The sequence below is a fragment of the Phyllobacterium zundukense genome (genome assembly GCF_002764115.1).
GTDB classification, from domain to species: domain Bacteria; phylum Pseudomonadota; class Alphaproteobacteria; order Rhizobiales; family Rhizobiaceae; genus Phyllobacterium; species Phyllobacterium zundukense.
In genome coordinates, this window is the sequence record NZ_CP017940.1 from 3,426,851 (window position 1) to 3,441,728 (window position 14,878).

The 14,878-nt window shown below is 58.7% G+C and carries 10 protein-coding genes; 4 read left to right on the forward strand and 6 right to left on the reverse strand.

Annotation, left to right across the window (positions count from 1 at the left end; all coding sequences use genetic code 11):
• Positions 1-139 precede the first annotated feature (139 nt).
• Together BLM14_RS17150 and BLM14_RS17155 are read left to right on the forward strand one after the other, a co-directional pair.
• Positions 140-709, forward strand: a complete 570-nt coding sequence (locus tag BLM14_RS17150; RefSeq protein ID WP_100000500.1) for a DUF2239 family protein — start codon at positions 140-142, stop codon at positions 707-709.
• Between the two features lie 151 nt (positions 710-860).
• Positions 861-3,185: an alpha/beta hydrolase family protein gene (locus BLM14_RS17155; protein WP_204251967.1), complete on the forward strand. Its 2,325-nt coding sequence runs from the start codon at positions 861-863 to the stop codon at positions 3,183-3,185.
• A gap of 268 nt (positions 3,186-3,453) precedes the next feature.
• On the opposite strand, the gene BLM14_RS17160 is transcribed toward BLM14_RS17155, so the two are convergent.
• From BLM14_RS17160 to pgi, 5 genes are all read right to left on the reverse strand, one after another.
• Positions 3,454-5,436: a PhoX family protein gene (locus BLM14_RS17160; RefSeq protein ID WP_100000501.1), complete on the reverse strand. Its 1,983-nt coding sequence runs from the start codon at positions 5,434-5,436 to the stop codon at positions 3,454-3,456.
• A 116-nt stretch (positions 5,437-5,552) separates the two neighbouring features.
• On the reverse strand, positions 5,553-6,542 hold the full coding sequence (locus tag BLM14_RS17165) for a threonine ammonia-lyase (RefSeq protein WP_100000502.1): 990 nt from the start codon (positions 6,540-6,542) through the stop codon (positions 5,553-5,555).
• A 101-nt stretch (positions 6,543-6,643) separates the two neighbouring features.
• The gene (locus BLM14_RS17170) at positions 6,644-7,384 is read right to left on the reverse strand and encodes an HAD family hydrolase (protein WP_100000503.1); all 741 of its coding nucleotides are present in this window, start codon (positions 7,382-7,384) and stop codon (positions 6,644-6,646) included.
• Positions 7,384-8,436, reverse strand: a complete 1,053-nt coding sequence (locus BLM14_RS17175) for a M14 family metallopeptidase (RefSeq protein WP_100000504.1) — start codon at positions 8,434-8,436, stop codon at positions 7,384-7,386. The genes BLM14_RS17170 and BLM14_RS17175 overlap by 1 nt, the downstream gene beginning before the upstream one ends.
• Before the next feature lie 86 nt (positions 8,437-8,522).
• The gene (gene pgi, locus BLM14_RS17180; RefSeq protein WP_100000505.1) at positions 8,523-10,175 is read right to left on the reverse strand and encodes a glucose-6-phosphate isomerase; all 1,653 of its coding nucleotides are present in this window, start codon (positions 10,173-10,175) and stop codon (positions 8,523-8,525) included.
• 200 nt (positions 10,176-10,375) lie between these two features.
• Between pgi and BLM14_RS17185 the strand changes: the two genes are divergently transcribed.
• A complete protein-coding gene (locus BLM14_RS17185) occupies positions 10,376-10,819 on the forward strand; it encodes a CoxG family protein (protein ID WP_100000506.1) in 444 nt (147 codons plus the stop codon).
• 118 nt (positions 10,820-10,937) lie between these two features.
• Positions 10,938-12,554 carry a GMC family oxidoreductase gene (locus BLM14_RS17190; protein ID WP_100000507.1) on the forward strand — a complete coding sequence of 539 codons (1,617 nt, stop codon included), beginning with the start codon at positions 10,938-10,940 and terminating at the stop codon, positions 12,552-12,554.
• Between the two features lie 7 nt (positions 12,555-12,561).
• Here BLM14_RS17190 and BLM14_RS17195 read toward each other — a convergent pair whose 3' ends face one another.
• A complete protein-coding gene (locus BLM14_RS17195) occupies positions 12,562-14,196 on the reverse strand; it encodes a Na+/H+ antiporter (RefSeq protein WP_100001440.1) in 1,635 nt (544 codons plus the stop codon).
• Positions 14,197-14,878: the final 682 nt, after the last annotated feature.

Below are 14,878 nucleotides of genomic sequence, written 5' to 3' on the forward strand. Positions count from 1 at the left end.
GCCACATAGAGCATTTCGGGGCGTTTTGGAAGGGCGGGCGTGAGCCGCGCAGCCAATGGGTGCAATTAATTTTACCCGGGTATATTGACGGCGGTGTTTTACCCGGGTAAAAGGTCGCCATCAAACAGGTGGTGAGATTATGGAAACGACGGAAGACAGCTGCACGGCCTTTCAGGGCACGCGGAAGATTGCCAGCGGAAGCCAAGCCGAGGTGGCCCTCAGCGTGAAGCGCGCGGGCGAGACCCACGAGACGATCCTGATCTTCGACGATGCGACTGGCCGGCAGGTCGAGTTCGACCTGCGCGGCAGCGATGCGGAGATCGTGGCGCGGCTGAACGATAACGAGCCGCGCAAGCCGGGGCGGCCGAAACTTGGCGTTACGGCACGTGAGGTAACGCTTTTGCCGCGGCACTGGGAATGGCTGAACAGCCAGCCGGGCGGCGCATCCGTTACGTTACGCAAGCTGGTCGATACGGCACGTAACGCAACAGGCGGCCGCTCTGCCAAGCGGCAGGCGCAGGAAGCGACCGACCGCTTCATGATGGCGATGGCCGGCAACCAGCCGCACTACGAAGAGGCCGCGCAGGCGCTCTACGCCGGCAATTATCAGCAGTTCACGGACCTGACAGAGCTTTGGCCCGGTGACGTGCGGGAGCATGCGCGCCATTTGAGTGAGCAGGCCTTCGACTGGCCGGACAGCACCACTTAGTCCATTGGTCTAAGCCCGCACTGTCTGGCATAGCCCTTGCTTTTGAAATTGTAAGTTTGTGAGCAGACCGGGTTTTCGGGTCGGCTCATAAGCCGGATATCGTTGTTTTTATTTATGTATTTTGAGGGCGTTGGCCCAGGGAGTTTTCAACATGAGGCAATGGGTAGAATCCGGCACGCGCCGCGCGTGTTTATTTGGCGTCATCCTTGGCGTTTTGATGGGCTGCAACGATGGCGGCGACGAGAAACAAGCGGATCAAGGTTCGACATTCGATACGGTGTTGCCGGAGCCACGTGTCGACGAGTCGAAAGTGGCAGATGAACCGGTTCTTGGCACCGTCACGGTGGTTCCGGACACTGAATTGCGGCCGACGGAGGTGACCGACCCGCCGCCGTCCGAACCCAAGGGTGGCGAGGAAGAAACGATTTTGATACCGGCAACCCGCCTCACCGGAATTGCCCCGGACACGGATACGGACAGGGTCGATGGTGAGACGTATACGACGACGGCGACGATCAAATATGAACTGGGCGATCTCGTCGCAGAGGCGAGCGGGGATTGGAGCGGTTTCAGCAATCGCAAGGTCTTCATCACGCCGATCAAGGGCTGGATTCGATATCCCAAAGAGCTCGCAAACCCGATTAAATCGACAACGACAACGCCGCGTCCGGTGATTGTGTTCCTGCACGGGCACCATGGTCCGCAGTTCGACAACTACCAAGGCTACAATTACCTTGCCGAGGAACTGGCGGACCATGGCTATATCGTGCTTTCGATCGACGCAAATGCAATCAATGGCGAAACACTGACCGCATCGGGAGGGGATGCGTCGAGCCATTCACGCGCGCAGCTCGTCCTGGGAACGCTCGACCGTCTGCGCCAGATCAACGAAAATGGCCAGCTCGAAAAAGACGGGAAAACGCCCGGACTGCTCAATCCATTGAAGGGCAAGATGGATTTTTCCCGCATCGGCATCATGGGCCATTCGCGCGGCGGACAAGCCGTTTCCAATACGATCCTGTTCAACAAGACCCGCCGGGGCGTCACGAAAAAGCAACTGAAAGATGCGTTGAAGGCCAATCCCGATGCCTTTCGATTTGCATACCCCTTTGCTTACACTCTGCTCGCTGACGCGGTCATCCCACGGGCGGGGACAAGGCCAGCCAGTATTGACGAAGCGAAATTCAAAATCGCCGCCGAGACATACAACCTCTTCTATGCTGCCGGCAGCAAGTATGCGAACGGTAAAGATGCAGAGACCTATGCATTCAAAGGTGCCTTCATGCTGGCGCCGACGGATTTTGCAGGCAATTCCGGCTTGGACCAGGTACCGCTGGCAAACCTGCTGCCCTCCTGCGACGGTGACGTCGACAATCTCCAAGGCGCCCGGGCCTACGATCATAACCGCTTTGGTCCCGCGGGCGACACAGCACCGCGCTATCAGATCCTCGTGCGTGGTGCCAACCACAATTACTATAATACCATTTGGACAAACGATGATTATTTCGGCAAATTTGACGTTGCAGAATATTTCGTTCCCGTTTCCAACGAATATTGTGAGCCGCGCAGAAAAGACACAGTCCGTCTGAACGAGGAAGATCAGAGGCGCGGTGGAAAATTCATCATCAATTCCTTTATGCGCTATCATGTCGGCGGTGAGCAGAATTTCGGCTATTACTGGAATGGCACCGAGCAACTGCCGCCAGAAGCTTGCCCGGTAGGAGACGAAGTCTGCGACGAGCGCGCGGTGCTGACCGTGCAGACGAATGGCGGCAACGCCAAGCTGATCCACCGCTTCAATCAAACCGACAGTCTCACGCGCAACGCACTCGGCAACGCGGCGACGTTTTCAGGCTTCGACAAGAACGGTATCGCCAGTTGCACCATGCCGTTAGGCGAGACTACGATTGGGACCTGCAGCCCCCAATTGCTCGCAGGCTTCGCCTATGCAGGATCGAGTAACAGTGGCGGCTTTCTTTCGATTGCCGACCATGCCGAGCTTTCCTGGTCGAAAACGGATCCGTCGAAACAGGGTGCATCGATCGTCGAAGACATCACCGGCCTTTCCGCTGCGGGCTATGATTCGCTGACATTCCGCATCGCCGTGGTACGACCCATGGGCCAGGAGGTGGAGGTCACGCTCAGCGACGGCAAGGAAACGGCAACCGTCAAGGCAAGCGACTTCAGTGACGCGCTCTATAACGCTCCGAGAAAGAAGAAAGGGGGAGACGTGCCGAAAGACAAGGACTTGCCGTTGATCGACGATACGGCCGACAAGCCTTACGCCGATGGCCAGGTAAGGATGCTGAACATGGTGGCGATTCCGCTTCAAGCATTTGTGAAGGTCGATATGACGAACCTCAAAAAGCTGGAACTCACCTTCCCCAAGGAGAGCGGCAAGGTGGCTATTGCCGACATCGAGCTGCAGAATCTCGGGCGGGACAACCCGACCGTGACGGTAGCATCAAAGCAGTAATGCTGCATGATCACCCCTCAGATTGTTGAGGGGTGATCATGACCCTTCTCTAGTGCGTAAGGCGCTGCGATATTACCGCGTAAGGCATTCCAGGACCCTGCCTTCAACAGAACATGCACCAACACCCGTACTCGGCTGGATTCCGTCGAGTTTATGGAAACGGGACCGTTTCTTTGTCGTGGGTCCTCGGGTCAAGCCCGAGGATGACGGAGAGGGAGGTGCATCGCAAAATCAACCCACTCGTTCGTCAAAACCACGAATTGACCACTCAAACCGCGATCTTGCCGCCGCCCTTCTTCGTGATGGCGAGGACCGACGGACGCACCGGCATATTGTCCTTGAAATCCGGCCAGCGGGTCGACAGGTCCTCATAGTACGATGGACGGCCGAAACCTTTCCAATCTTCGCCACCATCGCCGGGATGCTGGACCGCAACCATCATGGTTGCCATATCCGGCAACATGAGCGGCCCACACATTTCGGCGCCTACGGGAACACGGAAGAACAGCTTCGACGTGGCGCGGGCTGGGCCATCCGTATCTACCGCCCATATTCCGTCGGTGCGGCCGGTTTCCTTCGGCGAATTACCATCGGTGGACACCCATAAGCGGCCATCCGCATCGACCGCGCAATTGTCGGGCATGCCGAACCAGCCGTTTTTCGTCGTGTCGGTGGAGAATGAGGCGCCGACATCAGCAACGGACGGGTCACCGCATTTCAGCAATATTTCCCATTTGCCCTTGGTGGCGGCGAAATTGCCATCTTCCTCGGCAATCTCGACAATATGACCGAAGGCGTTCTTGGCGCGCGGGTTGACAGCATCAACCTGATCGTCCTTGCGCTTGGTGTTGTTGGTCAGCATGACATAGACTTTGCCATTGACGCCGTTCGGGCCAATATCTTCAGGGCGATCCATTTTCGTTGCACCGAGCAAATCACCGGCGCGGCGGGTTTCGATCAGGACATCGGCTTGTGAGTGGAAGCCATTGGCTTCGGTCAGCGGGCCCTCACCAAAGACAACCGGCAGCCAGGCGATGGTGCCGTCGACATCGAATTTGGCGACATAGAGCGTGCCTTCATCGAGGAGATCGAGATTGGCGGCGCGGTCATCCGGATTGAACTTACCCTTGGTGACGAATTTATAGACATAATCGAAACGCTCATCATCGCCGAGATAGAAGACGACACGGCCATCCTTGGCGACGATGGAATCAGCACCCTCGTGCTTGAAACGGCCCATGGCAGTACGTTTCTTCGGAATGGAATTGGGATCGTTCACATCGATCTCGACCACCCAGCCAAAACGGTTGGCCTCGTTCGGGTCCTTCGACACATCGAAGCGCTCATGGAAATTGCCCCAGTCGTAGACGCCTTCCGGGATGCCCATGCGCTTGTAATTGGCGGCCTCCTTGCTGTCCTCGGGCAGTTTGCCGAGGAAATAGCCGTGAATATTTTCTTCGCCCGAAACGTAGGTACCCCAGGGTGTGACGCCGCCCGAACAATTGTTGATCATGCCGAAGACTTTCTTGCCGGACGAATCGGCATTGGTCTTGACGCGGTCATGCCCGGCAACGGGGCCGGAAAGCTGCATTTCCGTGTTCGCGGTGATGCGGCGGTTGAGCTTGCCGTCCTTGACGACCTGCCACTTGCCATCGACCTTCTTGATCTCGACGACGGTGCCGCCATGGGCAGCCATTTCGATATCGACACGCTTCTGGTCAGCCGGTGAAACCTCAAGCTTGCCCTCGACAACCTTGACGATGCCGGGGAACATCAAATGTTCATTGGTGTACTCATGGTTGACGACGAGGATGCCGTGCTCAGAGGAACCGTCGATCGGAATGTAGCCGACATAATCATTGTTGTAGCCGAACTGCTTGGCCTGGCTTTCCGGCGTCTGATTCAAGGGATCGAACTCCGGCGAATCCGGAAACAGGCCATCGCCCCAGCGCAGGAGCACATCGGCATCGTAGCCGGCAGCGACATGGTGTTTCTCGTCAATACCTGCCTCGACTTCCTCGAAAGTGAAGGCCGATTTGCTCTCGGCACGCGCGTCGTCGGCGAGCATCAGCGCCATCGGGCTGACGGTTGCGGCAATGGCGGAAACGGCAAGCGAGCCCTTCAGGAACCCGCGGCGCGAAAACCGCGCGGCAATGAGTTCGCCCATGGTGGCATTGTCGGTCGGGTTGTGGCCGGGACCGTCATTTTCCTCGAGAAGGCTTGTGCGGAATGTCTGAGATTGGTCGTTCATGGCGTTTACCTCTGGCTATCTGGCTGGGAGAACGGATTTCAACCGTATCGACCCGCTATGACGGCAGAGTAACAGTATGATGACAGTTTCCCTTGTTTCTTCCTACCTGCGATAGTTCATGCAGCCGCGATCAGCCCGCCATAGATATCGAGATCGACATTGCCACCGGAAAGAACCACCGCAACGGTCTTGCCCCTGATATCCACTTCGCCCGTTGCCAAAGCTGCAAGCGCCACGCAGCCGCCAGGCTCCACAATCAATTTCAGATAGTTGGCGGCATCGCGCATGGCGGCCCTGACCGCGTTGTCGGAAACGGCTATGCCGCCTGCTAGATTGTGTTTGTTGATCGGGAAGGTCAGAACACCCGGCTGCGGCGTCAGGATCGCATCGCAGATCGAACGATGGCCGCTCTCGTTGCTTACGCGTTCGCCGGCAATGAGCGAGCGGCGCAGATCATCGAAATTTTCCGGCTCAACGCCCCAGATGCGCGTCTGCGGCGAGCCCGCCTTTACCGCAACCGAAATACCACTGATCAGACCACCGCCGCCGCTTGGCACGAAGACATCGTCAAGCGTCAGTCCACGTTCCCTGGCCTCCGCGATCAGCTCAAGACCGATCGTACCCTGCCCTGCCATGATGGAAGGATCGTCATAGGGTGGCACCAGAACCATGCCGCGCTCTTCGATGTATGGTACCGCCACGGCCTCGCGGCTTTCACTGTAACGGTCAAAGAGAACAACTTCCGCGCCGTAGGACCGCGTATTGGCGATCTTGGTCTGCGGTGCATCGCTCGGCATGATGATGACGGCCTTGATGCCGAAAAGCCGGGCGGAACTGGCGACACCCTGCGCATGGTTACCCGAGGAAAACGCCACGATGCCACGCTCACGCTCCTGCGGGGTGAACTGGCTGATGCGGTTATAGGCGCCGCGAAACTTGAACGAGCCGGTGCGCTGCAGGCATTCCGGCTTGAACAGGATGCGAGCATCGTATCGGGCGTTCAAGGCTTCGGATTCGATCAGCCGGGTGCGTACAAGCTGGCCCTCAAGCCGCGTCGCGGCAGCCTCCACATCGGCTATTCCAACGGCAAAACCCTGACTGTCCATGCGGCCCTCGCTTCAACGCTATGATCATAGCGAATTGATAGCACCATGAATGGCTTCAAGCATCCAAATCATTGTCATCATGGCAATTGACGGCGGACGCTTCACGCCGGCGCGGAATTCTCCCGATGCGCTAGAAACTGCGGCAGTTCCGCTATCGAGCCAAGAATGGCATCGCTGAGCGGGCCGAGATCGTCGAGGGTGCTGTTCCCAGAGAGGACGCCAACAGCAAGGCCGGCGCCCGCAGCATGGGCCATCTCAAGATCATGGGCATTGTCGCCCACCATGGCGATGGCAGCAGGCGCCAGACCAGTATTCGCGGCAAAAAGATGCAGCTGATCGGCATGCGGCTTGGCGCGCGCCACGGAATCATAGCCGATGATGACGGTGAACAATGATGTCAGGCCAAGCGCTTCGGCTGTCGCCCGCGCACCGGCTTCCGAATCGTTGGTGGCGATGCCGAGGACAAAACCCTGCTTGACCAGCGCCTCCAGCGTTACATGCAGGCCCTCGATGCCGACGGCGCGGCGCGAGCCTTCGCGCACGGCATAGTCATCATAGTCACGGATACGCGCCCGCTTTTCTTCGAGCGTCAGTTCCGGGTGCCAGAGATCGACAATGTCGTGAATGGTTCCGGCAGCGACAACTGAGCCACCGCGGAATTTTTCCATTTCCCAATCATAACCACCAGCTTCGACCAGCACCCGCGCCCGCACCTCATCGCCATCCGCCGCCTTGTGCGCCAGTTCCATGGTGATGCCGAACCAGGTGCGGTTGAAGTCAACCAGCGTACCGTCCTTGTCGAAAAGAATGCCGCGGATGTGCGACGAGCGGGTCGTTCCCATCAAGCCTCCAGGGAGCCGGGCTTGGCATTGATAGAACGCTTGGTGCCCAGCAGTTTCATCAGGTCATCGCCGCGCCTTGTATAACGATGGCTGCGGCGGGTGAGGATGCGGCCCGCCTGGGGTGCGGTCAAGGTGATGTCGCCGTCCGGATCACCGGGGACCGTCACCACCGTCACCAGTTTGGCTCCGGCTTCCACCTCGGCACCAATATCGACATGAAACAGGATCATGCCGCCCTGCGGCGCGCGGATCATCTCGACATTTTCGAGCGGTGTCACAGGGCCGTTGAAATCGACCTTCAGCTCTACACCATGATCAACAACAACGCCGCGGTGCACCAGGAACCGGTAAAGGCCCTCGGCATCGGCCCTGCCGGATTCGACATCGACATCGTTCAGACCGCGGAACTCGACCGTCGTGACGGCACGAGCCTTTCGCTGTGCCTCGGGCAGTTGCAAGACCGGGTGGGCGCATGCTTCCTCGAACGCGGCATCGGCGGTGCTGTCCCAGGAGAGGATCGCTGTCGAGCCCAAAGCCGAGGCAAGATCGTACATTTCCGGCAGAAAAGCCTGGTGGATGTAGAGATAGCTCTCGCTTTCATCGTCGCAGTGCAGGTCGAGCACGATTTCGTGGGGCAATGCCAGACGCAGGAGCTGCGCCTTCAGCCGTTCGGCCAGGGCTTTCGGCGCATCGACCGGTGCAAGACCGGACGTGTCGAACGTCTCCAGCAGGGGAAAGGACCGGTTGAAATTGACGTTAGAGAAGTATTCGAAGCGGCCGAGATGCTGATGCGCCAGCCACTGCGCCGAGCCGATCGGGTTGGCCTGCGGGACGACGGTAATGTAGCCAGCAACGCGGCCTTCCCTCTCGGCCTTTTCCAGCATGGGAATGAGGAAATGCAGCGCGGCCTGTCCTGGCAATTCCGAACCATGCAAGGATGATTGCAGATAGGCTGTCACAGCCTTTTCATTCTTGCCTTCGAAACGCAGGACCCGCAGTTCGATGCTGTTGCCCGGCACATCGCCGGCCAGTTGGATCATTTCCGTCTTCATTGCGTCTCTTCCTCAGTCACTTCCAATAGCCGATGCCGCGTTATCTCTCCCCTTGTGGGAGAGATAAGCGCAGCTCTGTATTAGCCTTATTTGCCCCGGCGCTTGCGCAAGTGCGCGACAAGCCCTTGCGTGGAAGCGTCCTTGTCCTTCGGCTTGACCTCGCCGGAAACGACCGGCAGGAGTTCCGTTGCCAGCTCCTTGCCGAGTTCCACTCCCCACTGATCAAAGGCGTTGATGCCGAAAAGCTGCGCCTCGACGAAGACGCGATGCTCGTAGAGCGCAATCAGCCGTCCGAGCGCGTAGGGATCGAGCTTGTCATGGACGATCGTGATCGACGGCCGGTTGCCGGTGAAGACGCGGTGCGGCGCGATCCGCTTCACTTCCGATTTCGGCAGGTCCTTTGCCGCAAGCTGGGCCTTGGCTTCCTCCAGTGTGCGGCCCTTCATCAGGGCTTCGGACTGGGCAAGGCAATTGGCGAGCAGCATCTCATGCTGGTTATCGAGGTGCGGCTCATGGCCCTTGGCTGCGACGATGAATTCCACCGGGATCGTGTCCGTGCCCTGGTGCAGGAGCTGGAAGAAGGCGTGCTGGCCGTTGGTGCCGGGCTCGCCCCAGACGACCGGGCCGGTGGGACCGGAAACGGGTTTGCCATCGACGGTGACGCCCTTGCCGTTGGACTCCATGTCGAGCTGCTGCAGATAGGCAGGCAAGCGCGAGAGGCGCTGGTCGTACGGAATTACGGCACGGCTGGTATAACCGGAGATGGCGCGGTGCCAGTAGCCGACAAGACCGAGCATCATCGGCAGGTTCTTGGGCAAAGCAGCCTTGCGGAAATGTTCGTCCATCGCATGGGCGCCATCAAGGAACCGGCCGAAATCCTCTGGGCCGATGGCAATCATCAGCGGCAGGCCGATGGCCGACCAGATCGAATAGCGGCCGCCGACCCAATCCCAGAAGCCGAAAATGCGGTCGGCGGGGATGCCGAAAGCGTCAACCTTGTCGAGAGCGGTCGAAACGGCGGCGAAGTGCTGGCCAACAGCCTTCTCACCAAGCGCATCGGCAATCCATTTGCGCGCCGTCCTGGCGTTCGTCATGGTCTCGATGGTGGTAAAGGTTTTCGAGGCAATGATGATCAGCGTCGTCGCGGGATCGAGACCGGCAAGCGTATCGGCGATGTGTGCGCCATCGATATTGGAGACGAAATGCAGCTTTGGCCCGTCATGATACGGCGACATGGCGAGCGTCGCCATGGCCGGGCCAAGATCGGACCCCCCGATGCCGATATTCACCACGTCGGTGATCGGCTTGTTCTTTGCGCCCTTGATGGCACCCGATCGCAGGCCATTTGAGAAGGCCGCCATGCGGTCAAGGACCTCCTTGATGCCGGGCATGACATCTTCGCCATCGACCTTGATCGGCTTGCCCGAGCGATTACGCAGCGCAACGTGCAGCACCGCCCGACCTTCGGTATTGTTGATTGGTTTGCCGGCAAACATCGCATCCCGACGCGCCTCGACACTGGCCGCTTTTGCCAGATCGGCAAGCAGTGAAAGCGTGTCGTCGTTCACAAGGCATTTCGACCAGTCGAGCAGAAGATCGTCAAGCTGGAGCGAGTAGCGGGAGAAGCGTTTTGGATCATCGGCAAAGGTCGTACGCATATTCTTCGGTGCGCCACTTTTCCAATGTGCTTTCAATGCCTGAATCGACCGCTTGAGGTCTTTCGCTTGTCCTGACGCCATGTCTGTCTCCTGAAGTCACGCTTGATGGTGGGCAAACTGCCACCGGAACGGTTTTAGTTCAATCGATCCAGACAAAAATCTCCGCCCTTTCAATGCCGGGGCAAATGTGTTCGGCAAATGCCGGCCGACCTACGGCATCGAAACGCTTCTATTTGGTTGGGAAATGCCCTAGCTTCTTTGCACCAGGGAGGGACTTGAGCATGGATTTGACGGGAGAAGAGCGAATTGCCGCATCGCGTGACGCAGTCTGGAAGGCCTTGAACGATCCGGAAGTCTTGAAAGCATGTATTCCGGGATGCGAAAGCCTCGAGAAGATTTCCGACACGGAGCTTGAAGCCACTGTCGGCGTCAAGATCGGCCCGGTCAAGGCGCGTTTCAACGGCAAGGTTGAACTGACCAATCTCAATCCACCCTCTTCCTATACAATTTCCGGCGAGGGCAAAGGCGGCATTGCAGGTTTTGCCAAGGGCGGTGCCGATGTGACCCTGACTGAGGAGGGCGCCGAAACAGTGCTGGCCTATGTAGTCAATGCGGATGTCGGCGGCAAGATCGCCCAGCTCGGCAGCCGCCTGATTTCGTCGACGTCGAAGAAACTCGCCACGCAATTCTTCGAAAATTTCAACCAGGCTGTTAGCGGAACCTGAGTGCAAAACCCCCTGCCCTGTCGTAATTTCCATAAGCCATGGCGGAAAGCCGTTTGGGTTTGTGGAGCTGAAGCCGGGTATCCTTCCCGCATGCAATAACGCATCCGGAATGGAATGAATGCGCTCGTTTGACTTCATCATTGTTGGATCCGGATCGGCCGGTTCGGTCGTGGCGGAGCGCCTATCGGCAAACGGCCGATACTCCGTACTGGTCCTTGAAGCAGGCGGCTCTGACCGGCGGTTCTTCATCTCGATGCCGCTTGGCTATGGCAAGACGTTCTACGACAAGTCCGTCAACTGGATGTACCGGGCCGAGCCTGACCCGGGTCTCGGCGGCAATGCCGACTACTGGCCGCGCGGCAAGGTGCTCGGCGGATCGAGTTCGATCAACGCCATGGTCTATGTTCGCGGCGCTTCGGAAGATTTCGACGAGTGGCGCGACCACGGCAATCCCGGCTGGGGTGCTTCGGACCTTCTGCCGATTTTTCGCTCGCTTGAGAACCATGATGGACCATCGAACAGTCTCGGACGCGGCGGGCCGCTTCAGGTGACCGATTGCTCGAAGCTGTTCCACCCGTTGGCCAACCAGTTGATCAAGGCCGCCCAGGAATCGGGACTCGCCTGGAATCCTGATTTCAACGGGGCGACACAGGAGGGCGTTGGCGCGTTCCAGCTGACGACCAAGGGCGGGCGGCGTATGTCCGCGGCGCGGGCATTCCTGCGGCCTGCAATGAAGCGCCCGAATGTCACCGTCATCACGCAGGCGATGGTGACCCGCGTCCTTTTCGAAGGAAACCGCGCCACCGGCGTCGAATTCGAGCGTAGCGGCAAGCGCGAGAGGGTGAACGCAAACCGCGAGGTCATTCTTTCTGGCGGATCGGTCAACACACCGCAACTGCTCGAGCTTTCAGGCATCGGCGATGCGGTGCGTCTGCGCCGGCTTGGTATTCCCGTGGTGCACAACAATGCGCAGGTTGGCGAGAACCTGCAGGATCATCTCGGCATCAACTACACCTACCGGGCGAATGTTCCTTCGCTGAACCAGGTGCTGCGGCCGTGGTGGGGCAAGGCGCTCGCCGGTATCGAGTACCTGCTGTTGCGAACCGGACCGCTCTCAATCAGCATGAACCAGGGCGGCGGTTTTTTCCGCACCGACCCGTCGCGCAAACGCGCCAACATGCAGCTCTATTTCCAGGCGTTTTCGACCGTCGTACCCAAGGCAGGCGAACGGCCTATCCTGACGCCTGATCCCTGGCCGGGCTTTTCCATCGGTCTCTCCAATTGCCGCCCGACGAGCACCGGCTCGATCCATATTCGCTCCAACGATCCCTTGGAGCAGCCGCGGATTATACCGAACGCATTTTCTACCGGCCATGATGTGGCCGAGATGCTCGATGCCGTAAAGTTCCTGCGCAGGATCGCCGCGACACCCACAATGTCAAAATTGATCGTCGAGGAATTGCTGCCCGGTCCCGCCTGCCAGAGCGACGATGAATTGATTGCGGATTTCAGAAGGCGCAGTGGCACCGTCTATCATCCGGTTTCCACCTGCCGCATGGGACCCGATCCGTCGCAATCGGTGGTCGATCCGCGCCTTCGGGTTCACGGCCTGGAAGGCTTGCGTGTCATCGACTGCTCGGTGTTCCCCAACATCATTTCTGGCAATACCAATGCCGCCGCGATGATGGTTGGAGCCAAGGGTGCACAGCTCGTGTTGGAAGATCAGGTAGTCTGACAAGAGCCTAGCCATACCTCGCTTCGAGCAGATCGATATCACGGACCATTTTGGTGGCCATGGTGCTCTCCAGCCGTCTCGCCCGCACCAGACGGTAGATTTCCTGCCGCTCTGCCTTCAGCGCAGTAATATGGAGCAGCTTTCCGATCTCCTCGCTTCGTGCCGTCTGTTCGCGTTCCTCGCCAAGATGCATGCGCCCGTCGATGCGCTGGCGGTAAAGCTCCATGATCTGCGTGGCCACATCGGCATAGATGTCAGCATCGGCTCGCCCGGCCGCCAGATCGTGCTGCGCGCGCTCGACCGCCATGATTGCCGCTTCCGCTGCGGCAATACGTGCGTAGTCTTCCTCTTTCTGGTTCGAATCCTCGATGGGCAGGTCGATATTCCTGAGGAGACGGGGAAGACAGACGCTTGCCATGATCAGGGAAAGGATGATGACACCCGTCGCAAGGAAAATGACCAGATCGCGGGCGGGGAAAAGGCTTCCGTCCGTAAGAAAGAGCGGCAGCGTCAGGATACCGGCAAGGGTAATCGCGCCGCGAACGCCTGCAAAGGACATGGTGGCGACGAGTTGCCAACTTGGTCGCACGACTGCCTGACGGCGGTTCACGGGACGCGACAATGCGATGCGCCAGGACGCCCAGACCCAGGTAAAGCGCAACGCTGCAAGGGCTGCGTAGATCACTACCACATAGACCAGGAGCCACCAGGGACTTGAGTTACCGACATGCTGGACGTTTTCGACCGCGCCGTAAAATATGCCCGGAAGCTGTTCGCCCAACAGGACGAAGATGGCGCCGTTGGCGGCAAACTGCGCCGTATCCCAGACGGCCGTGCGCCGCACCCTTGTCAGTGCCAGCGACTGGCCGGTGTTTTCGGCATAGCTCATGGTGATGCCGGCAGCGACGGCGGCGAGAATGCCTGAAGCATGGACATGTTCGGCTAGGAGATAGGCGCCGAAAGGAATGAGCAGACTGATAAGGATTTGCGACCCGCTCTCCTCGCCGAGATGCCTGGTCAGGAACGCCTTGCCACGGGTAACGCCGAGGGTGACACCAACGCCGATGGCAATGCCGGCGAAGGCAAGCCAGAGAAATGTAAAGAAGGCTTCGGATAACGAGAATGAGCCGGTGAGCATGGCCGCAACGGCAAAGCGCATGCAGACGAGGCCGGAGGCATCATTCAACAGCGATTCGCCTTCGAGAATGTGCATCATGCGCGACGGGATCGGCACACGGGCCGCGATGGCCGATACCGCGATCGGGTCTGTCGGTGAGACGATGGCCGCCAGAGCGAAGGCGACGGGAAGCGGAACAGATGGAATCATCCAGTGGACCAAGAAGCCGAGACCAAGCACGGTGAAGATGACCAGGCCCAACGCCATTTCAAGAATGATGCCCTTGTCGCGGAAAAGCCCTTCCTTGGGGATACGCCAGCCATCGAGGAATAGGAGCGGCGGCAGGAACAACAGAAAGAAAATGTCCGGATCAAGCTCCACCCGAATGGTGGTGACCGAAGCAATTGCCGCACCAAGGCAAATCTGCACCAGCGGCAGCGGCACCGGCAGGGGCAGCATGCGGATGATGGAGTCGCTGACCACGACGGCCAGGAGCATCAGCAGGACAACGGTTATTGTTTCCACGGCGAATCCAGTTTCGATCGATGAACAGGATGAAGGAAGTGCGGGTGCTTTGTCGAGGCGAACCATGGCAACTTTGCGCCCGGATGATGCCCTTTGGATGAATTGCAATAACTAGCGGCGCAATCATTTTTACGTTTACGTCAATGTAAATACTTGCATGGGTGGCGCCTCTCGCAATAGATAGAATTGTTGAGTAGCATGGGCGTGGTTTTGGGGAACCGTGTACCGGCTTCAAAGAAAGCTAACTGGGAGGTTAATGTGGCCAAAGAGACAACACCGGCAAAAGCGCCCGCGCGCACAAGCGCGAAAGCGGCACCTGACAAGGCGGCGAAGACCGCTGCACCAGCTTCGAAAAAGCCAACCGGTAGTGTCAAGACGGCCGTGGCCAGCAGCCAGGCAAAAGCGCCTGCGAAGGCAAAGGCTGCGAAGGTGACTGCCGAGGCTCCGATTGCAACCCCGGCACCGGCGCCAAAGACCGAAGCCGTTGCTGTGAAGGCAGCAGATAAGACCAGGGCCAGTAGCCCGACAAAAGCGCCTGCGAAGACAAAGGCCGCAAAGGTGACTGCCAAGACTCCGATTGCAACCCAGGCACCGGCGAAACCGGCAGCCAAAGCCAAGACACCGGCGTCAAAGACAGAGGTACTTGCCGCAAAGGCAGGAGAGAAAACGGCCAAGGCCAGCA

Bases quoted from the DNA above. Each gene is read 5' to 3' on its own strand.
- BLM14_RS17150 (WP_100000500.1), top strand. From the start codon at position 140: ATGGAAACGACGGAAGACAGCTGCACGGCCTTTCAGGGCACGCGGAAG.
- BLM14_RS17155 (WP_204251967.1), top strand. From the start codon at position 861: ATGAGGCAATGGGTAGAATCCGGCACGCGCCGCGCGTGTTTATTTGGC.
- BLM14_RS17160 (WP_100000501.1), bottom strand. From the start codon at position 5,436: ATGAACGACCAATCTCAGACATTCCGCACAAGCCTTCTCGAGGAAAAT.
- BLM14_RS17165 (WP_100000502.1), bottom strand. From the start codon at position 6,542: ATGGACAGTCAGGGTTTTGCCGTTGGAATAGCCGATGTGGAGGCTGCC.
- BLM14_RS17170 (WP_100000503.1), bottom strand. From the start codon at position 7,384: ATGGGAACGACCCGCTCGTCGCACATCCGCGGCATTCTTTTCGACAAG.
- BLM14_RS17175 (WP_100000504.1), bottom strand. From the start codon at position 8,436: ATGAAGACGGAAATGATCCAACTGGCCGGCGATGTGCCGGGCAACAGC.
- pgi (WP_100000505.1), bottom strand. From the start codon at position 10,175: ATGGCGTCAGGACAAGCGAAAGACCTCAAGCGGTCGATTCAGGCATTG.
- BLM14_RS17185 (WP_100000506.1), top strand. From the start codon at position 10,376: ATGGATTTGACGGGAGAAGAGCGAATTGCCGCATCGCGTGACGCAGTC.
- BLM14_RS17190 (WP_100000507.1), top strand. From the start codon at position 10,938: ATGCGCTCGTTTGACTTCATCATTGTTGGATCCGGATCGGCCGGTTCG.